Consider the following 18,248-nt stretch of genomic DNA (forward strand, 5'->3'; position numbering starts at 1 on the left):
ATATAATATAGAATTAATTTTAAATTATAGCATAAATTAATTTTTTGTCAAGAGGTTTACTGCTTTCTTTTTCAATGTTCATCCGATTCCCTCTCTAAAATGAATCAAATCATCTTCACCAGCTCAAAAAGTTTATCTTCTTTTTTGCATGATCATTCTTCCTTATAAAGAGGCGTTCCTGTGAGAATTTTGGACAGGAACTGTATAAATCGAATGCATTTATCAAGAGATCGTCTGACACGACAATTCAAATCATTCCGTAAATTTCATAGAATAAAGTTAAGGTTTTATTTAGGTTGTTGAAAATCCACCTTCAAATCGCATTCCGTGCAAAAGAAACGATCCCGGATGGATTTTACAACATGATCAGGGAGGGATTCACATGCCTTGGTATCAAACCCGGTTAACCGAATTATTGCAAATCTCCAGCCCCATTATCCAGGCAGGAATGGCCGGCGGGATCACAAGTCCCCGGCTCGTTGCGGCGGTATCCAATGCCGGCGGTCTGGGATCACTGGGAGCGGGCTATATGTCTCCCGAAGACATCCGCCAAGCCATCCGGGAAATCCGGAAGCAAACAGACCGTCCGTTTGCCGTCAACTTGATGGTTCCCGCGCCTTATGAAACCAATGCGGAACAAGAACGCCTGATGAAAAATCATCTCAAGCGGTTTGAAGAAGCCGCCGGTGCCTCCGGCCAAGAAACCACAAGCCATGCCGCCATTTCCTTTGAAGAACAAATTCACGTCATTCTGGAAGAAAAGGTCCCTGTCGCATGCTTCACTTTTGGAATTCCGTCCCCCGCCGTCATCCAGGAGATGCATGCCCGTCACACGGTGGTCATCGGGACAGCCACTTCGGTGCGGGAAGCTGTCGAAGTGGAAAAGAGCGGGATGGATGCCGTCGTGGCCCAAGGAAGTGAAGCGGGAGGCCACCGGGGAACCTTTCTCTCCGCCGAATTTCCATATGTCGGAACGATGGCCCTGATCCCTCAAGTGGTGGATCATGTCCGGATTCCGGTCGTTGCCGCCGGCGGGATCATGGACGGTCGCGGGGTTCTGGCCAGCCTGGCTCTGGGGGCGGACGGGGTTCAAATGGGCTCGGCCTTTTTACCCACCTTGGAAAGCAGCGCCCATGACAAACACAAAGAAGCCGCCCTGCAAAGCACCGATGAAAGCACCGTCATGACAACCGTCTTTTCCGGAAAGCCGGCACGGGCCATCCAAAACGAATTTATCCGGGAAATGAAGAACTATCCCCATCCCCTTCCCCCATACCCCGTCCAAAATGCCTTGACCAAGTACCTGCGCCAAGCAGCCTCCAAAAAAGGAAACACGGATTACATGGCGTTGTGGGCCGGCCAAGCCGCTGCCCTCAGCCGTTGTGAACCGGCGGAGGAACTGATAAAAAGAATCATGAGCCAAGTTAATCAATGTTTGTCACAACTGGCCGGCGAGCATTAAGCCCATAACCGGGACAACTAATGAAAAGAGCTGAATCCGCAAGGGTTCAGCTCTTCTGCAGACACCATCCAAATTCAGTGTTTAAAAATAAAAGCAAGGAAAGAATTCGAAGTAATGGCTAAATGGACATGGAAATAAACTTGGTTTCCAGGAAGCTTTCCATCGCATAGCGACCTCCTTCACGGCCCAAGCCGCTTTCCTTCAACCCGCCGAAAGGTGCCTGGGTCTGGGTCGGGGTGCCGTCATTGACACCGATGATGCCATATTCCAAGGACTCTGCCACCCGGAAGCAGCGGCTGTTGTCCTTCGTATAGCAGTAGGCGGCCAATCCGTAGCGGGTGTCGTTTGCCATCTCCAACACGGCCTCTTCCTCTTTAAAGGGAATAATCGGCACGACGGGACCAAATGTTTCTTCATAAGTAATTTTCATATCCGGGGTGACATGGGTGATGACAGTCGGTTCCAGGAAAAATCCTTTGCTGTATTCCCCTTCTGTCAGCCTGTTTCCGCCAAAGATCACGCGGCCTCCTTTTTCTTTGGCATCACGGATGTGTTCCATCACCCCGTTTAATGCTTCTTCATCCACCAGCGGTCCGATCTCCACGCCTTTTTGGCGCCCGTCACCCACCTTGGTTTTTTTCAACCGTGCGACCAGTTTTTCCGTAAACGCATCAACCACGGACTCATGGACATACAAACGGTTGGTGCTAATGCACATTTGCCCGGAGTTGCGGAATTTGCTTTCAAAGAAACCGGCCACCGCCGCATCGAGATCGGCGTCTTCAAACACAATGAAGGGAGCGTGTCCGCCAAGCTCCATGCTGATCCGTTTCACCTGCTTGGCCGCACCTTCCATCAAATGCTTGCCGACGGCGGTCGAACCGGTGAAGGTGATCTTCGCCACTTTCCGGTTTTGCAACACTTCGTCGCCAAACTTTTCCGCCTTGGCCAGCACCAGATTGACCACGCCTTTGGGGAACCCAGCTTCTTCCATCAGTTCAAACAGCCGCACCGCGCTCAACGGGCTTTCCATCGCGGGTTTTAATACGACGGTACACCCGGCGGCAAGTGCCGGGGCAATTTTTCTCGCCACCATGTTGACCGGGAAGTTCCAAGGGGTGATGGCAGCCACGACACCCACCGGCTGTTTGATGGCCATCAGCCGCTTGTTGCCGTCATAAGACGGAATGGTTTCCCCGTAAATCCGCTTGGCTTCCTCGGCATACCACAAGAAATTGTCCGCACTGCCCACAGCCTCAAATTTGGCTTCCCCGAAAGGTTTTCCCATCTCCGCCGACATCAGTTCCGCAAGCTCATTCCGGTGTTTCATCACCAGCCCGTATAATTTGGTGAGATATTTGGATCTTTGCCGACCGGGCAACCGGGACCATTCTTTGAACGCTTCATGCGCCGCATCGATGGCTTTTTTCGCATCCCGTTCATCCCCGTAACTGACCACCCCCACACATTCTCCCGTGGCCGGATTGAATACTTCCAGTGTTTCTCCGCTTTCTGCTTCCACCCATTCTCCCCGGATATACATTTTTTTGATCTCACTCATGGATTGGCCACCCTTTCTCCATTTGGATTTAAATCATTTTCAGCGCTTCAAATGGATTTTTGCAGTTTTTGCAATATAAAATGCTCCGGCATGCGGCCGGCCCGAACAGGTTCTCCAAAGCAGTGAATGAAGAACCGCAATACGGACATGTCACTTCCCAGGTTTTCTTTTTCTCATCCTTGCGTGGCGGCGGCATGATGCCCATTTTCTTGAGCTTTTCCCTTCCCTCATCACTGATGCGGTCGGAAGACCAGGCCGGTTCGAGCAAAAAGTTCACCCGGATCTCACGGACCCCTTCCACCGCGCCCAGTTTCTGTTCAATCGCTTTTTTCATGATGTCCAAAGCGGGGCAACCGGCAAAAGTGGGCAAAACATCCACGGACACCACATCATCCTCGACACGCACTTGATGGATCATGCCCATTTCCACCATGCTGACCGCCGGGATTTCCGGATCCTTCACTTCTTGCAGCAGCTCCCAAAACATCTCTTCCCTTTCTGCCACCTTGACCCTCTCCTTTACCAACGAGCTGTGGGATCCAGCCGGTAAACTTCTGACAAGGTGGCCAGAGCCGCGGCGAGATCCGGTGTATGTTCCCCGGCCCGCCCGTTCCATCCAGTCGCTTTCATCCCGCCGGCCGGAGGCAAACCATAGTCCTCAAAATCTTTGTTCACTTGCTCCAACCACCGCTTTGTCAATGACTCTTCGTCTTCAATCAATCCGTATAGGACCATGGCGGAAGCTTCAGGCCCCAACTGAAACAATCCGCCCGCATCCTCCCACGCCCTTTCCGTCGCCTTTTTCAGACGGGACCGGGCTTCCTCCGTACTGTTGGCCAATTGTTTCATCCACACCCGCCAATGAAGCAGATGGTAATGGTGTTCCGTCAGGATTTTACGCGCCGACTGTTGCAGTGGCAGGTAGGAAGACCGGGCCAAAGATTCAAACCGGATTTGTTTGAACACACTGTAAAAATACGAGCGCACAATGGCATAAGCCCAATCATAGCGGGGTTCTTCCAGATAAAGTCCGGGACCGTTCACCCGCTCCACCAGGACGGCATTGCGGAATTCTTCCGGCTTGCGGAGTTGTGCCAGATCATCGGCTTTTCCGGCCCCCAATGCTTCCAACATTTCATAAAAGAGCACGGCATGTCCCATCATGTCTTGTGAAATGGAGGAAAAAGCGACATCTTCTTCAATATGGGGGGCCAGCCCCAGCCATTCCGATCCCCGGAAAGCCAAAATGAAATCATCATCGGCAATCTGGAAAAGCAAGGCCTTCAAAGCCGATAAATATTCCGGATTCTGCTTGGCTTGCTCTGCCGATTCGACACGGAGATTGCTCACACACGGACCCTCCTTTTACTTTCCTGAAGCATTTTTCTTCTCGAACCGCTCTTTATGCCGGCGCCATTTCGATTGCAAATCGCCGTACCCTTTTGTTTCCCGGTAGCTCTTGTTGTCCAGCTTTTCCAAGTACCGGCGCTGTTCCGGAGGCAGGACCCAGATATCGTCCCGTTTGACCACCCACAAATTGACGCACGGTTCACGCCGGAGAAAGTTTTCGCGCGCCATGGACATGGCCACCTCGTGATTCGGGGCCAACAAACTGAACTGGTGGACGAAATGGGCAGTCGGGCTCTTTTGGCTGAAGACTTCAAACACGAAAAAGTCTTTCTTTTCCTTGTCCCCGCTGGTCATACGCTTCCCCCCCAGACCGCGTTTCGTTGCTTGGCGAGCAGGGCATCACGCACCCATTTTCCTTCTTCATAAGAAATTTTTCTCAATCTCAGCCGCTCTTTGGATCGGGGCCCGTTTCCTTTGATGATCCGTTTGAATTCATTCCAGTCCGGCTGCCGGTAATGCCAACGGCCTTCTTTTTCGTCGTAACGAATGGTCTCATCCGGCAAGGTCAACCCGAGATGGAAAATCCGCGGAACATATTTGTGGAAAAACTCCTGCCTCAACTCTTCGTTGGTTTTGGAACGGATTTTATACCGGAGGTTCAGGCGTTGGTTACTGGAAATTCCCCCGTCTTCCGGCGGCCCGAAGAACATGAGCAATGCCGGCCACCAGCGGTTGACCGCCTCCTGCAACATCCGGCGCTGCCGGGGGGTTCCTTCTGCCAGGCTCAATACAATACTTTCGCCGTGTTGCATGTGAAATTTTTCTTCGGCACAAATCCGTTGCAGCGCCCGGGCATAAGGCGCATACGAGGTGCTCAGGGACATCGTTTGCGTGATGATCGCCGCCCCGTCCACCAACCATCCGATCACGCCGGCATCAGCCCAGGTCGGTGCCTCCATGTGGAATACATTATGAAATTTTAATTTTCCGACAAATAAGTCGTTCATCAGGTCTTCCCGGGTTTTTCCAATCGGGGCCAGCAAATCTTCCGCCACCCTCAGCAACAATTGTCCGTGCCCCATCTCATCCTGAACTTTGGCCATGATCGCCAGCTTGCGCCGTAACGTGGGTGCTTTGGGAACCCATTCTTTCTCCGGCAACGCCCCCATGACTTCGCTGATCCCGTGCATTGCGATCAGTTTGATCAACTGCCGGCGGTAATCATCCGGCATCCAGTCATCCGCTTCAATTTTTTCGCCGCGCTCAATCCGGGCCAGAAATTCTCGCCGTTTTTCGTCATCGGGATGCCCATTGCCATATTCCTGATCTCCCAACAGTTTCCGGTCATCGATATGCATCCACATCACAACCTTTTTATATAACGTTTGTTTAACGATATGTTATCATATTGTAATATGTTTTTCAATGCATAAAATTCATTAATATATTTATAATCAGAATAAATAAACACAAAAAAAGAAGGGAAATCTCCCCTCTTCGTTTGGCCGTCTCCACTCTTCGATTCTACTCCGGCGCACTTTTGAAAACGCTCAGGAAAAACCGGACTGCACCGGGATGCAACAGCTCATAATAATGGCGGAACAACCGGTCCGCCTCCCGCCCTGTCCAAAAATCGGGCAACAATTCTTCCGGCAGGCTCGGATCAATAAACAAAAATTTGCGATATTCGTGCACCAGTTTGGTTTTCTCCACAAAGCATTCCGCATCCGATATGTCTTCCTCGTTTTTCACTTGCTCTTTCAATCTTTCATATTGCGGCTGATAACGGCTGATAAACTCTTCGTAGGCTTTGTTGATTTCATCCAGATTCCAGCATTTTTCCACCAACTGCTTGTCCGTGCTGACACCGAGATGTTCGGACCGGAAGACTTCAATATATTCGCTGGCGTCATAAGATTCGGCAATTTCTTTGACCCGGTCCGCCAAGTCATTCGGACTGATCCACACGCTGTTGGCCAACATGCCGAAGCCCATCCATGACAATTCTTTTCGCAATTGATCCCGTTTGGCCCTCTGCTTTTCCGGAATGTTGTAATGAATGATGCACCATTTTCCGTCCCACCGGCCCGGGGATTGCTTATAAATCCGGGCACTGGCTTCGTTCATCCGCTTCTTTCCGCGGGGCGTCAAAGAGTAGTAGGAGCGGTTGCCGACTTTGCGCGCTTTCAGCCAGCCCTGGCTGGCAATCCGGGATATGGCGACGCGCACGGCTTGTTCGGACATGCCGAATTGGCCCAATAACCGGGTCAGACTGCCCACCCAGATTTCCCCGCCAAAATGGCGGACATATTCGCCATATATCGTAAAAATCATCGATTGAGGCTTCAATCTCTTTCAACTCCATTCAACCGTTGCCTGTTTTTCTCCATCGCGAACCTATTCGCCTATTATAACAAAAAAATATTTCAAATGTTGAACGGAGTTTGTCAACTTTCTACTGTGACTTGTCGCCGGGCTCTTGATCACAACCTTTCAATGATCGTGGCAATGCCCTGTCCGACCCCGATGCACATCGTCGCCAGACCGTAGCGCGCACTCCTCCGCTCCATTTCATACAGCAAGGTGGTCAGAATGCGTGCCCCGCTGCATCCCAAGGGGTGGCCGATGGCAATGGCTCCCCCGTTGACATTCACCCGGGCGGGATCCATCCCCAACTCGCGGATGCAGGCCAGGGATTGGGCGGCAAACGCTTCATTCAATTCGATCAAATCAATCTCATCGATGGTAAGTCCGGCCTGTTTCAACGCTTTTTTCGTAGCCGGGACCGGCCCGGTTCCCATGACGGACGGATCCACACCGGCCACAGCCGAAGCCACCACCCGGGCCCGCGGTTTCAAGCCGAGCTTCACGACCGTTTCCATTTCCATCAACAACAAGGCGGCGGCCCCATCATTGATGCCGGAAGAATTGCCGGCCGTGACCGTCCCGCCTTGGCGGAAAACCGGCTTCAACCGGGACAACTGTTCCAAGGTCGTGTCCGGACGGGGATGCTCATCCTCGGCAAAAAGGGTGACCTGCCCTTTATGCCCGGGGATTTCCACCGGGACAATCTCGCTTTTGAACTTGCCTTCCTCCCGGGCTTTGGCGTACTTTTGCTGGCTTTCCAACGCAAACCGGTCCTGTTCCTCCCGGCTGATGCGGTATTGTTCCGCCACATTTTCCGCGGTTTCCCCCATACTGTACGGATAATACATTTTGGCAAGCTTTTCGTTGACAAACCGCCAACCGAGCGTGGTGTCATACAGCTTTTGCTCTCCGCGCGCAAAGCCTTTTTCCGGTTTTGGCATCACGTACGGAGCCCGTGTCATGCTTTCCGTTCCGCCGGCAATATAAACTTTTCCGCGCCCCGCTTCAATGGCATTGGCACACTGATTCACCGCTTCCAGCCCCGAACCGCACAAACGGTTGACTGTCACACCCGGCACCGTCACCGGAAGGCCCGCCAGCAACAAGGACATTCTCGCCACATTCCGGTTGTCTTCACCGGCTTGATTGGCACACCCCAAGATCACGTCGTCAATCCGTTCCAAAGGGATGTCGTTTCGTTCTGTCAGATGGCGGATCACCACCGCTCCCAAGTCATCGGGACGGACCTCTTTCAATGCACCGCCGTATCTTCCGATGGCAGTCCGTACGGCATCCACGATCACCGGAATTCTCATTGTTCGTCCCTCCTCGTCGATGGCCGGGCCGCTTCTCCGGAATAGGTATAAAACCCTTCGCCGCTTCGGACGCCAAGCATCCCGGCCAACACCATTTTCCGAAGCAAGGGAGCCGGCCGGTATCGCTCTTCCGCCAAATCCCGATGCAGTCCGCGGATCACCGCGTAAACCTCGTCCAAGCCGATTTGGTCGGCCCATTCCAGCGGACCGTATGGATAATTCGTCCCTTTTTTCATGGCAATATCGATGTCCCGGGGGGTTGCGGTCCCCTCCATCACTGCAAAAACGGCTTCATTGATGATGAGTGACAAAACCCTCGGAAAGACCAGCCCGGTCTCATCTTGCACCACAGCCGTATTTTTGCCCAACGACTGAAAAAACGCCTCCGCCCGTTTCAAAGTTTCCAAGGATGTCCTGAGTCCGGGGGCCAGCTCCAGCAATTTCCGTTCCGACAACGGCCGGAAGGTGCCAAAACCGCAGACTCTTTCCGGATGCCGGGTCCACGATGCCACTTCGGTGGCCGACACTCCCAATGAAGTCGTGAGAATGGGAACATCCGGCGGAAGCTCGCGGTCCAGTTTTTGGATCACGGCTTTTTTCAATTCCAGATCAACATTGGAAACTTCCACGGCCAACCCGATCTTCTGTGCATCGTTTTCAACGGCCTTTTCCGTCACCACTTCATAATCTTTGCTTGCAAAAAGTTCCTTCAATTCAGGCAACAGCACACTCTCTCCCGTCAGCAATACGGTGTTATTTGTCGTACTCATAATATCCCTCACCTGACTTCCGGCCGATGGTTCCCGCCTGAACCATCTTTTGTTGAATGCGGCTCGGCTGAAACCGGCGCTCATGGAAAAAACCGGAGTAAACCGATTCGGTCACCGCAAAATTCACATCGATGCCGATCAGATCCTGGAGTTCAAACGGCCCCATTTTAAATCCGCCGGCTTCAGTGAGAATTCGGTCGATTTGCTCAACCCCGGCCACCCGGTCTTCCAAAATGCGCAGCGCTTCATTGTAATAAGGCCGGGCCACGCGATTGACGATAAATCCCGGTGTATCATTGGCGTACACCGGCACTTTCCCCAGACTTTGCGCAAATTCATAAACAAACTTTGCCTGCTTTTCGCCGGATTGCTTTCCCCGGACCACTTCCACCAGCGGCATGACGGGAGCCGGGTTGAAAAAGTGCATCCCCAGAATCCGCTCCGGGCTCCTCAGGCCGCCGGCAATTTCGGTAATGGAAAGCGAAGAAGTATTGGTCAAAAGCAAGGCATCGGGCCGGCAAATTTCACTTAACGACCGGAAAATCGATTTTTTCAGGTCCATCCGTTCCAAGACCGCTTCGATCACCATGTCCGAGTCCGCCAACTTCTTCAGGTCTTCCACAAATTGGACGGACCGGAAAACCGACACTTTTTCCTCTTCGCTGATTCGCCCTTTTTTGACGTCTCTCGATAAAACTGATTGAAAATAAGCTTTGGCTTTTTCCAGCATCGCCGGATCCACATCCATCAACAAGACCCGGTGCCCTTTTTTGGCGCAAACCAGGGCAATTCCCGATCCCATCGTGCCGGCCCCGACGACGCCAATCTGATATCCGGCCACAAACTCCCCTCCTTCTCCGGTTTTGTTTCCCTTTCATCCCGATCCCGCCGGAGCCTCAGCCTGCAGTTGCGCTGTTCCGGTTGTCCACCACCCGGATCGCTTTCCCCTCACTGCGCGGGATGGTGTGCGGTTTGCAAATCTTCAGCTGGATGGAAACCCCCAGCGTGCTTTTCATGGCATGACCGATCTCTTTGGACAGCTTCTCCATTTCCGGGCTGTTTTCCAAATCCCCGGCCTGCTTCATAAATTCCGGGGTGACTTCGCAGTGCACTTCAATCCGGTCCAACGCCCCTTCCCGTTCCACCACCGCCTGATAATGGGGAGCCAGCTGCGGGAAGCTCAAAAGCACCGATTCGATCTCGGTCGGAAAAACATTGACACCGCGGATGATCAGCATGTCATCCACACGCCCTTTGATCCGCGACATCCGGAGGGTTGTGCGTCCGCATTTGCATTTTTCCGGATGAAGGGATGCAATGTCGCCCGTCCGGTAGCGGATCACCGGAAACGCTTCTTTGGTCAACGACGTGAAGACCAGTTCCCCTTCAGCTCCCCAAGGAAGAACTTCCCCGGTATCCGGGTCAATCACCTCCGCCAGGAAATGGTCTTCCGCAATGTGGAGCCCGTCCTGTGCTTCGTGGCATTCAATCGCCACGCCCGGCCCCATCACTTCACTCAATCCGTAAATGTCCACTGCTTTGATGCGGAGCTTTTCTTCCAACTGCCGGCGCATTTCTTCCGACCAGGGCTCCGCCCCGAAAATGCCGTATTCCAAGCTGGTTTCCCGGGGATCCATCCCCCGCCTTTCCATTTCTTCCACGAGGTTCAGAATATAAGAAGGCGTTCCGGAAATGCCGCGGGGTTTGAAATCCTCAATCAGCGTAACCTGACGGGGCGTGTTCCCTCCGGAAACCGGAACGGCTGTCATACCGAGGCATTCCATTCCGTAGTGCAAGCCGAGACCTCCGGTGAATAATCCATATCCGTATGCATTATGAAAAATGTCTCCCGGACGGCCGCCGGCACAGCAAATCGCCCTGGCGACAATTTCTGCCCAGTTTTCAATGTCCTTTCTCGTATAACCAACCACCGTCGGCTTTCCTTTGGTTCCGGAAGAACCGTGAATGCGAATCACTTGGCTGAGATCCACCGCAAAAAGTTTAAACGGGTAATTTTCACGCAAGTCTGTCTTTTTCATGAACGGCAAGCGCCGGATGTCTTCCAGGCAACGGATATCTTCCGGTTTCACCCCGGCACGGTCGAAATTTTCCCGGTGGAAAGGAACGTTTTCATAACAACGCTTTACCGTTTCTTTCAGACGGGCCAGCTGAAGGTTTTGCATGTCCTCCCGTGATGCGGTTTCCATCGCTTGATTGAATATCACCAGAATGTCCCTCCCTTTCGGCCAAGCCGACGGTTACTCTCCCCGAAACACCGGCTTCCTTTTTTCACGAAATGCTTCCAACGCTTCCACCCGATCCCGGGTGGGGATCAACACCTCATACGCTTTGGACTCCAGGTCCAATCCGCTTTGCAGATCCAACCCGGCTCCCCGGTCGATGGCGTATTTTGCCTGATACACCGCCAACGGGGCATTGGAAAGAATTTCACCGGCCAAGGAACGGCACATCTCAAACAGATGATCGTGGTTTTCGGCAACCCCGTTTAATATGCCATAATCCTTTGCATCATTGGCCGTAATTTTCCGGGCGGTCAAGATCAGTTCCTTGGCCCTGGCAAGGCCGGTCAACCGCGTCAGCCGCTGTGTTCCGCCGGCCCCCGGAATGATTCCCAGACTGACCTCGGTAAGTCCCATCCCGGCTTCCTGTACGGCAAACCGGAAATCACAGGCCAGGGCCAACTCAAACCCACCGCCAAAAGCATGTCCGTTGATGGCGGCAATGGTGGGTTGCGGAAGCCTCTCCAGTGCCGAAAACACCTCCCGGATTTTTTTTACATTGCGGCGGACTTGCTGTTCATTCAGGGTTCTCCGCTCTTTCAAATCCGCTCCGGCGCAAAAAGCTTTTCCTTCTCCTGTCACGATGACGACCCGGGTTTCTTTAAAATCCTGTTCCAGTTCACCAATCACTTCCCCAAGCCGCACCAAAGTGGAGTAATTCAAGGCATTCATCCGGTCCGGACGGTTCAGCCGGATGATACCCAAATAGCCTTCTTTCTCCAGCAATACTGTTTCTTTTCCCATCATGCATGCTCCTTGAGTGAAATTTTTCATTCATGTTTGGGCTGGATGCGGGCATACGTGCCAACCGCCACCGCCACCAGCTTTCCGTCACCGGTCTTGACCCGGGCTTCCATCACGATGATCTTTGATCCCCTTTTGATCACCTTGGCCTCGGCAATCAAACGGTCTCCCCTGGCCGGTGCAAGGTAATTGATTTTGCTTTCCACCGTGACGCATTGTTGCAAACCGTTGACAGGCGGAGCCGCCCCGTGTCCCATGGCAACATCGGCCAACGTGGCCGTCACGCCGCCATGCACCACGCCCTCCATGCTGTTGTAAAATTCCGGGCGGATTGTTAAGGATGCCGTGCAACCTTCTTCATCCAACCGCTCGATCTCAATCCCCAAGGTATGGTTGAAACGATTGATCACCGCTTCGTTTGTGGAATGCTCACTGACCTTTTTCATCTCAAACCACCTGTCCCAATCCTATCGGTAGCGCTTTCAAGGAACGATATACGAACCGATCTGAATACTGTGAATTCATGATGGAAGACGCCAACCGCATGCACACACGGTTGACATCATGCCAGACCTTACACCACCTCGGCAAAATGCATTTGCACCAGTTTGCCGGCAAACGACATCAAATCTTTGCCTGCTGCTTTTCCTTCCGGGGATGCCAGGGCCGCATGCAATGCCTCTTTGTTTTCAAAATACATTTCGGCCATCAAATACAGGTCACTCTCCCCGGCCGGCGAACCGTAAATTTTATTCACTTCCAGTTTGATCAGCCCCGGCATCTTTTCAGCCAAAGGAGCATGGACATTGTAATAATGCTCGTCAAATTTCTCCTTGTCTTCCGGCTGGCGGTAAATCGCAATTAATTTCACCATTTTGAATTTTCCCTCTCCTCGTGTTGGGTTATCGTTATATAACATAAAATCATATAACGTTACGAAAACGTTTCCTTCAAATTAAGTATAAACTTTCGATCTTTTTTCAGTCAATTAGTTTTTTCTGTCATTTTAGAATATTCATTTCAATCATCTTTTGAAATCCCATGGATCGTTTTAACTATTTCGTTGAAAAACAGCCAAATATTTTTTGCTGAAGATCCCCAGCGGAATAAATTCATTCTTCTCTTTCAGCTGAGCGACCACTTTGTGCAGCGTTTCATCCGGCTCCTGTTTCAAATGGTAACGGCCAAACTTATTTTTTCTTGTTCGCCTGGTTTCTCCTTTGCTAGAGTGAAAGGAGAATCATTAAAGGAGCGATTTGATGCGAATTCGGTTTACGTTTGATATCCCGGTGGAAACATCTCTTCCCTACCATTATCCATATGCCCTGATGAGTTATTTTTACCACGCTGTCCGGATGGCGGATCCGGATCTCGCAGAGTGGTTGCATCAGGAAGGCATCCCCTATGAAGGCCGGAAATACAAGCCGTTCGTATTTTCCCCCCTCGCTTTTGAACATTGCCGGAAATTCCCAGGGCAAATGCGGGTACAGGGAAAAGCGACATGGAAAGTGGATTCGATTCATCCTCCCTTGTTGCAAGCGCTCTGTCAAGGCATCCAAGCACTTAACCAATTAAAACTGTTTTCACACCGGTTTCCTTTGCACTCGATTCATTTTGAGGAACGGCCCCGTTTCGAATCTGTCATGAATTATCGCTGTTTGGGGCCGGTGGTCGTTCCCGTACGCAAAGACGGGAAGTTGGTCTTTTGCCATCCGCTGGAAAGCGATTTTTATGACCAAATCCGAAATTCCCTCCATCGTTGGACCAAATTGAAATGGGGAGCGGATGACTCCAACCCGGATCCCATTCGCATCCGTTTGCTGAATCCCGGGCGCTTTCGCCTTGAACAAGCTGCCACTTTGATCGACATCAAAGGAAAAAAGATCAAAGGATACCAAATGCCTTTGCAAATCCATGCATCCCCCCGCATTCAGGAAGTGGCAATGGAAGCGGGAATCGGAAGTTATTCCAATCAAGGCTTCGGCATGTTGGAACCCCTGTCCTGATCGTAAGCGGGATTTTCAACAGGCCATAACCATTGGAAGTTTTGGCCCCGAGCCCGAGCCACTGCAACCCCTGTATGAGCCGGTTTTTTTATTGGGTTAATGGGTAGTAATCTTCATAAAGGACATTGAAGATATAGGTGGTGAAAGGGTGATTCCATTTTCTGTTGGCCGGTCAGTTTCATACATAAGTAATATGGAGCCTTGCTTCTTTAAAATGAAAAATAAAAAACCAGGGGCGTTTTCCCCTGGTTTCTTTCTCTGATTTTAACTTGCTTTTGCTTCTTGCTGATGGCTGACCGGCACGGCTTTTAAGCGCGGAAAGCGGAACAGGATGGACAACACGGCGCAAACGGCGATCAAAGCCGGATAATAGGAATAAGCCAAGATGCTGACCGGCGAGATGGAAGCAATTCCTGCAGCAAGCAGCATTTGCGGCCCGTACGGGATCAGCCCCTGCACGCTGCAGGAAAAGATGTCCAACAAGCTGGCCGATTTGCGCCCGTCAATTCCATATCGATCCGAAATCTCTTTGGCAAGCGGTCCGGTCATGATGATGGAAATGGTGTTGTTGGCCACGCACAGGTTGGTCAAACTCACCAGACCGGCAATGCCGAACTGCGCCCCTGTTTTCGTCCGCACTTTGCTCGTCAACAGGTTCAACAAAAATTGAATGCCCCCGTAATGCCGGATCAATTCCACCATTCCGCCGATCAACAGCACAAGGATCGACAAGGATTGCATGCCGGTGATCCCTACTTCGGCTTGTTTCACCAAGGAAAGCAAGGTGTAGCTGCCCTCAAACAACCCGATGGCTCCCGCAAAAACAATGCCCAAGATCAGGACAATCAATACATGAACCCCGAGCAACGCCGTAATCAACACGGCGATGTAAGGCAATGTCTGGAGAATGGAATAATCTTGGCCGCCGGCCACGCCGCCGGCCACGCTGCCTTGTCCACCCTCCGTGAAAAAGAAGAGGATCACTGCCGTCAAGACGGCGGCGGGCAACACAATCAAAAAGTTGGCTTTAAATTTGTCTTTCATCTTGATCATTTGGGTGCTGACCGCTGCAATCGTGGTGTCGGAGATAAAGGACAAGTTGTCCCCGAACATGGCTCCCCCGATCACCACCGCCATGGACAAGGCCGGTGCAATGTCGGCCTGCTGGCTGATTCCGACCCCGATCGGTGCCAGTGCCACGATCGTTCCCATCGATGTTCCCATCGCCAACGAAATGAAGCAGGCGATCACGAACAGTCCGACCATCAACCAATTGGCCGGCAAAAGGTTCAAGGCCAGGTTGACCGTGGAATCAACGGCCCCCATGCCTTTGGCCACTGCCGAAAAGGCGCCGGACAACAAAAAGATCATGATCATCATGAGGATATCCGGATGTCCGGCTCCACGAAAATAGTGTTGCAACTTCGAGGCCAAAGACTCCTTGCGGTGCATGCACAAAGCCAATACCGATGCGATCATCACAGCGATGATGGCCGGCATTTTGGTGAAATCACCGGTATAAGCCCCCACACCGATAAACAAAATCAGAAACACGGCAAAAGGCAATAAAGCCCATGGATTTTCTCTGTTTTTCAATCGTCTCTCCCCTTTATCAAAAGAAAAGACCTCTTCGATCAATACGAAGAGGTCTTCTGTCTCCATGTTATTGAAAACCTCTTCTTATCTTCCAAGCTTCAAAACGCTTGCTGGAATTGGCACAGTACTCCGAAGAGCCCGTTGCCGAGGTTTCATCGGGCCAGTCCCTCCACCTCTCTGGATAAGAAGAATCGGGTGTTTGATTTCGATGTCATGAATGATCTTTTGACATCATAATACGCAATCATTGGTTTGTCAATTGATTTGATGCTTAAAATATATGGAAAACAGCCGGCGGGATTCCGCCGGCTGTTTTCTGCCATTTATCATTTAATTGAGCCCTAACTGTGACTTCAGTTCGCTCTGTTGTTTTTTCAATTGTTTCCACTCTTCGTAAAGATCGTATTGTGCCAAAAATTCATGTCTTTCTTTTGCAAGTAAGTATTCTTGTTGAACGGAATAGAGACGCTCTTCCAGTGCTTTTAACTGTTCGATCATACGAAGCACCTCAATTCTTTTCATTTGGTTTGACGAGAGTCAACAAATTATTACCCGCTTTTCCACAGATTAAACCAAAAATTTTGTCTAAATCGTCATTGGGTTTGTCTGATTGAAAGAAAAAAAGGAAACATCCCGGCAAAAAGCTGACAAAAAACAGAGGACAAGGTCAAAAACCGATGTTGACCTGCGTCGAATTTTTGATAGAATGAAAACCTGACCCATCACAGATTGATAAACCGAAGGGAGTAAACGGGTATGTCCATGCAACCACAATATATGCCGTCTTTTCTGGAAGAATTCCGCTCCATGAAGCTCGAGATGATGATTCGTGACCTGCACAAATTGAGCCCTGAAGAATTGATCTATATCAAAAAAGAGATCGATGAAATCCTTCATTCCGTCAAAGAGTAGGATGGATTGCAATGAGCCAGTCAACAGAAAAGCTGTTGATCGAAACCTACAAGCACATTAACGAATCGCGCAATTTAATCGAGCAACTCATTAATCAACTCGGGCAAGAACAGCCGTTTATCCACCATCTGCCCGACGACATTCAACATCTTATTCGCGTTGCTTTGGAATTATCACCCGATCAGCGGAAAACCTTGCGTTTGTTTCTCGAATCTTTAAAACAAGAATGACCCCAGCTATTACTTTGAAAAAGTAATTACTGGGGTCATTTTTTGGAATTGTCTGTTCAAGCATGTCGATCCGGATAAAGTAGTTGGAAGATCCTACGGGACAAAACCGATGAACGAAAATACCGGTACATTTTGGCCGCATCGACCGCGGAAAACAATCCGGTTCCGGGGACCACCCATTCTTCATCGCGAAAGCGGATATAATCATGTTCCTTCAGCTTTTCCAACACGTCACGGCACCGTCCGGCACTTCCCAAATAGTTTTCAAATATATTGATAAACCGTTTGATATGTACCGCGTCCGACTGGTGTTCTTCTCTTAAATCCGGATCCAGCTTCGGGTAAATCAACAGCCCCCAAAAAATCACCAATGCGGCACGTTCAGTTTCATTCCAATGGCGATGGGGGAGTTCCTGGTCGCTTAAATCCCGGTGGGTTTTGATTCTATGACGTGAAAATAAAAGAGAACTGATTTCTTGAATCGACATCAGTGTCATCACTCCGCCCCTTTCATCGTTCATATCAACCTATTCTTTTTCTCTCTTAATAAGGGTTATGGGCAAATTTCCCATTTTTCATACCTCCGTCGCCAAGAAATTGATTTTAATATATAATTTCAGATGGATTCCCTTAAATTTTCTGATCTGTGAACGAGAAAACAAGCCCGGTTCCTTGTTAAATATTAATAATTAACCTTGCTTGTAAAATGGGCAGTGGAAAAGATTACGGCTTTTCTGTTATATTTATAAGTAAAGATTTTAAGGAAAATTATCTTCGGAAGGAGTTTGCACCGAATGTTTTTTGAAACAAAAAAAGGGAAATATACCGAAGAAGAAAACGAATTGATTATAAAAACAATGAATGAAGGTTTAAAAGAAGGTAAAAAAGAACGGGAAATTCTAAAAGAACTGTCTGAACAATTAAAACGCGGATATTCCGGAGTGATGTCCCACGTCAGGAAGCTGAGGTCGGAATATCCAGATCGTTTCCACTCTTTAGAAAATTCTCCGGACGGCGGGAACCGCTTGAACAGCTGGGAAAAAGAAGAGGAAGAATTGGTCATTGACACCGTCAATCAATATTTGGAAGAAGGAAAGTCCCTCTCTGCCGCAATCAGCGAACTGGAAAAAAAACTTTCCCGCACCCAGGGAGCCATCTACCAACGGATTTATACCTTGAGACGAAAACATCCCGAAAAATTCAAACACCTTCCCGTGCAACGACCCCGGCGCCGCCGGCAATTGCATGATTGGCCGTTTCATCCGTCACTACAACAGGTGAACCAGTCCTTTCCCGTCCCATCCAAGGATCTTTCCGGAACCAATCGACAATTGACAACCGCGTTTCATCAAATGCATACATATCAACAATCTTTACTCACTCCTTCCGATGACAGGACGGATCATGCATCATCCATGACACCAGAAGAAGAGTTGGTTTTAAAAGCTTTTGAGAAAAAATACGGGCGCCCCAACAATGAAGCGAAATCCAAATTGCTTTCCCTCATGCGTACATACGGGACCACCCGGGTTTCGGTGGCCATGTTCACCTTGACGGAAGACAAGGCTTTTCCCAGCCATATTATCGAGTTTTTGGAAAAACACCTGATCAATCACAAGTTCTTGTAAACAGAA

Annotated in this window: 21 protein-coding genes and 1 riboswitch; of the genes, 5 read left to right on the plus strand and 16 right to left on the minus strand. The window is 50.4% G+C overall.

Annotation, left to right across the window (positions count from 1 at the left end; genetic code table 11):
- The first annotated feature begins 382 nt into the window (after positions 1-382).
- Complete coding sequence (locus H1R82_RS04655) at positions 383-1,462, plus strand: NAD(P)H-dependent flavin oxidoreductase (RefSeq protein WP_181731066.1); 1,080 nt, start codon at positions 383-385, stop codon at positions 1,460-1,462.
- Between the two features lie 118 nt (positions 1,463-1,580).
- Here H1R82_RS04655 and H1R82_RS04660 read toward each other — a convergent pair whose 3' ends face one another.
- The 13 genes from H1R82_RS04660 to H1R82_RS04720 form a co-directional block, all read right to left on the minus strand.
- Entirely contained in the window at positions 1,581-3,023 is a 1,443-nt protein-coding gene (locus H1R82_RS04660; RefSeq protein ID WP_181731067.1) for an NAD-dependent succinate-semialdehyde dehydrogenase, read from the minus strand.
- A 28-nt stretch (positions 3,024-3,051) separates the two neighbouring features.
- Positions 3,052-3,510, minus strand: a complete 459-nt coding sequence (paaD, locus tag H1R82_RS04665; RefSeq protein ID WP_181731227.1) for a 1,2-phenylacetyl-CoA epoxidase subunit PaaD — start codon at positions 3,508-3,510, stop codon at positions 3,052-3,054.
- A gap of 32 nt (positions 3,511-3,542) precedes the next feature.
- Positions 3,543-4,373 carry a 1,2-phenylacetyl-CoA epoxidase subunit PaaC gene (gene paaC / locus H1R82_RS04670; protein WP_181731068.1) on the minus strand — a complete coding sequence of 277 codons (831 nt, stop codon included), beginning with the start codon at positions 4,371-4,373 and terminating at the stop codon, positions 3,543-3,545.
- A 15-nt stretch (positions 4,374-4,388) separates the two neighbouring features.
- A complete protein-coding gene (gene paaB / locus H1R82_RS04675; protein WP_181731069.1) occupies positions 4,389-4,727 on the minus strand; it encodes a 1,2-phenylacetyl-CoA epoxidase subunit PaaB in 339 nt (112 codons plus the stop codon).
- On the minus strand, positions 4,724-5,731 hold the full coding sequence (gene paaA, locus H1R82_RS04680) for a 1,2-phenylacetyl-CoA epoxidase subunit PaaA (RefSeq protein WP_181731070.1): 1,008 nt from the start codon (positions 5,729-5,731) through the stop codon (positions 4,724-4,726). Before paaA ends, paaB begins: the two co-directional genes overlap by 4 nt.
- A gap of 166 nt (positions 5,732-5,897) precedes the next feature.
- Complete coding sequence (gene paaX / locus H1R82_RS04685) at positions 5,898-6,722, minus strand: phenylacetic acid degradation operon negative regulatory protein PaaX (protein WP_181731071.1); 825 nt, start codon at positions 6,720-6,722, stop codon at positions 5,898-5,900.
- A 134-nt stretch (positions 6,723-6,856) separates the two neighbouring features.
- Positions 6,857-8,056, minus strand: coding sequence for a 3-oxoadipyl-CoA thiolase (gene pcaF, locus H1R82_RS04690; RefSeq protein ID WP_181731072.1), 1,200 nt, complete (start codon positions 8,054-8,056; stop codon positions 6,857-6,859).
- On the minus strand, positions 8,053-8,826 hold the full coding sequence (locus tag H1R82_RS04695; protein ID WP_181731073.1) for a 3-hydroxyacyl-CoA dehydrogenase family protein: 774 nt from the start codon (positions 8,824-8,826) through the stop codon (positions 8,053-8,055). The genes pcaF and H1R82_RS04695 overlap by 4 nt, the downstream gene beginning before the upstream one ends.
- Positions 8,810-9,667, minus strand: a complete 858-nt coding sequence (locus H1R82_RS04700) for a 3-hydroxyacyl-CoA dehydrogenase NAD-binding domain-containing protein (RefSeq protein WP_181731074.1) — start codon at positions 9,665-9,667, stop codon at positions 8,810-8,812. Before H1R82_RS04700 ends, H1R82_RS04695 begins: the two co-directional genes overlap by 17 nt.
- Positions 9,668-9,722: 55 nt before the next feature.
- Entirely contained in the window at positions 9,723-11,051 is a 1,329-nt protein-coding gene (paaK, locus tag H1R82_RS04705) for a phenylacetate--CoA ligase PaaK (RefSeq protein ID WP_181731075.1), read from the minus strand.
- A 33-nt stretch (positions 11,052-11,084) separates the two neighbouring features.
- Entirely contained in the window at positions 11,085-11,870 is a 786-nt protein-coding gene (locus H1R82_RS04710; RefSeq protein WP_181731076.1) for an enoyl-CoA hydratase-related protein, read from the minus strand.
- Positions 11,871-11,896: 26 nt separating this feature from the next.
- A complete protein-coding gene (locus H1R82_RS04715) occupies positions 11,897-12,316 on the minus strand; it encodes a PaaI family thioesterase (RefSeq protein WP_181731077.1) in 420 nt (139 codons plus the stop codon).
- A gap of 128 nt (positions 12,317-12,444) precedes the next feature.
- Entirely contained in the window at positions 12,445-12,744 is a 300-nt protein-coding gene (locus tag H1R82_RS04720) for an EthD family reductase (RefSeq protein WP_181731078.1), read from the minus strand.
- A 385-nt stretch (positions 12,745-13,129) separates the two neighbouring features.
- Here H1R82_RS04720 and cas6 point away from each other — a divergent pair, with 385 nt between their 5' ends.
- The gene (gene cas6, locus H1R82_RS04725; protein ID WP_181731079.1) at positions 13,130-13,876 is read left to right on the plus strand and encodes a CRISPR-associated endoribonuclease Cas6; all 747 of its coding nucleotides are present in this window, start codon (positions 13,130-13,132) and stop codon (positions 13,874-13,876) included.
- Between the two features lie 264 nt (positions 13,877-14,140).
- On the opposite strand, the gene H1R82_RS04730 is transcribed toward cas6, so the two are convergent.
- Entirely contained in the window at positions 14,141-15,538 is a 1,398-nt protein-coding gene (locus tag H1R82_RS04730; RefSeq protein WP_181731080.1) for a Na+/H+ antiporter NhaC family protein, read from the minus strand.
- A gap of 15 nt (positions 15,539-15,553) precedes the next feature.
- Positions 15,554-15,660: riboswitch (SAM riboswitch) on the minus strand.
- A gap of 142 nt (positions 15,661-15,802) precedes the next feature.
- The gene (locus H1R82_RS04735; protein ID WP_156097735.1) at positions 15,803-15,970 is read right to left on the minus strand and encodes a hypothetical protein; all 168 of its coding nucleotides are present in this window, start codon (positions 15,968-15,970) and stop codon (positions 15,803-15,805) included.
- 258 nt (positions 15,971-16,228) lie between these two features.
- On the opposite strand from H1R82_RS04735, the gene H1R82_RS04740 reads away from it, so the two are divergent.
- Complete coding sequence (locus H1R82_RS04740) at positions 16,229-16,384, plus strand: hypothetical protein (RefSeq protein ID WP_181731081.1); 156 nt, start codon at positions 16,229-16,231, stop codon at positions 16,382-16,384.
- 11 nt (positions 16,385-16,395) lie between these two features.
- On the plus strand, positions 16,396-16,614 hold the full coding sequence (locus tag H1R82_RS04745; protein ID WP_181731082.1) for a hypothetical protein: 219 nt from the start codon (positions 16,396-16,398) through the stop codon (positions 16,612-16,614).
- Between the two features lie 56 nt (positions 16,615-16,670).
- Here the strand turns inward: H1R82_RS04745 and H1R82_RS04750 are convergent, their stop codons facing one another.
- Positions 16,671-17,111: a hypothetical protein gene (locus H1R82_RS04750; RefSeq protein ID WP_181731083.1), complete on the minus strand. Its 441-nt coding sequence runs from the start codon at positions 17,109-17,111 to the stop codon at positions 16,671-16,673.
- A 297-nt stretch (positions 17,112-17,408) separates the two neighbouring features.
- Between H1R82_RS04750 and H1R82_RS04755 the strand changes: the two genes are divergently transcribed.
- Positions 17,409-18,242 carry a hypothetical protein gene (locus H1R82_RS04755; RefSeq protein WP_181731084.1) on the plus strand — a complete coding sequence of 278 codons (834 nt, stop codon included), beginning with the start codon at positions 17,409-17,411 and terminating at the stop codon, positions 18,240-18,242.
- The last annotated feature ends 6 nt before the right edge of the window (positions 18,243-18,248 follow it).

Source organism: Thermoactinomyces intermedius (genome assembly GCF_013912365.1).
GTDB classification, from domain to species: Bacteria; Bacillota; Bacilli; order Thermoactinomycetales; family Thermoactinomycetaceae; genus Thermoactinomyces; species Thermoactinomyces intermedius.

Coding starts and splice junctions, on each gene's coding strand:
- paaD (WP_181731227.1), bottom strand. CDS start 3,510: ATGTTTTGGGAGCTGCTGCAAGAAGTGAAGGATCCGGAAATCCCGGCG.
- pcaF (WP_181731072.1), bottom strand. CDS start 8,056: ATGAGAATTCCGGTGATCGTGGATGCCGTACGGACTGCCATCGGAAGA.
- H1R82_RS04655 (WP_181731066.1), top strand. CDS start 383: ATGCCTTGGTATCAAACCCGGTTAACCGAATTATTGCAAATCTCCAGC.
- H1R82_RS04745 (WP_181731082.1), top strand. CDS start 16,396: ATGAGCCAGTCAACAGAAAAGCTGTTGATCGAAACCTACAAGCACATT.
- paaB (WP_181731069.1), bottom strand. CDS start 4,727: ATGACCAGCGGGGACAAGGAAAAGAAAGACTTTTTCGTGTTTGAAGTC.
- paaA (WP_181731070.1), bottom strand. CDS start 5,731: ATGCATATCGATGACCGGAAACTGTTGGGAGATCAGGAATATGGCAAT.
- cas6 (WP_181731079.1), top strand. CDS start 13,130: ATGCGAATTCGGTTTACGTTTGATATCCCGGTGGAAACATCTCTTCCC.
- H1R82_RS04755 (WP_181731084.1), top strand. CDS start 17,409: ATGTTTTTTGAAACAAAAAAAGGGAAATATACCGAAGAAGAAAACGAA.
- H1R82_RS04695 (WP_181731073.1), bottom strand. CDS start 8,826: ATGAGTACGACAAATAACACCGTATTGCTGACGGGAGAGAGTGTGCTG.
- H1R82_RS04740 (WP_181731081.1), top strand. CDS start 16,229: ATGTCCATGCAACCACAATATATGCCGTCTTTTCTGGAAGAATTCCGC.
- H1R82_RS04660 (WP_181731067.1), bottom strand. CDS start 3,023: ATGAGTGAGATCAAAAAAATGTATATCCGGGGAGAATGGGTGGAAGCA.
- H1R82_RS04710 (WP_181731076.1), bottom strand. CDS start 11,870: ATGGGAAAAGAAACAGTATTGCTGGAGAAAGAAGGCTATTTGGGTATC.
- H1R82_RS04720 (WP_181731078.1), bottom strand. CDS start 12,744: ATGGTGAAATTAATTGCGATTTACCGCCAGCCGGAAGACAAGGAGAAA.
- H1R82_RS04715 (WP_181731077.1), bottom strand. CDS start 12,316: ATGAAAAAGGTCAGTGAGCATTCCACAAACGAAGCGGTGATCAATCGT.
- H1R82_RS04735 (WP_156097735.1), bottom strand. CDS start 15,970: ATGATCGAACAGTTAAAAGCACTGGAAGAGCGTCTCTATTCCGTTCAA.
- H1R82_RS04730 (WP_181731080.1), bottom strand. CDS start 15,538: ATGGAGACAGAAGACCTCTTCGTATTGATCGAAGAGGTCTTTTCTTTT.
- H1R82_RS04750 (WP_181731083.1), bottom strand. CDS start 17,111: ATGACACTGATGTCGATTCAAGAAATCAGTTCTCTTTTATTTTCACGT.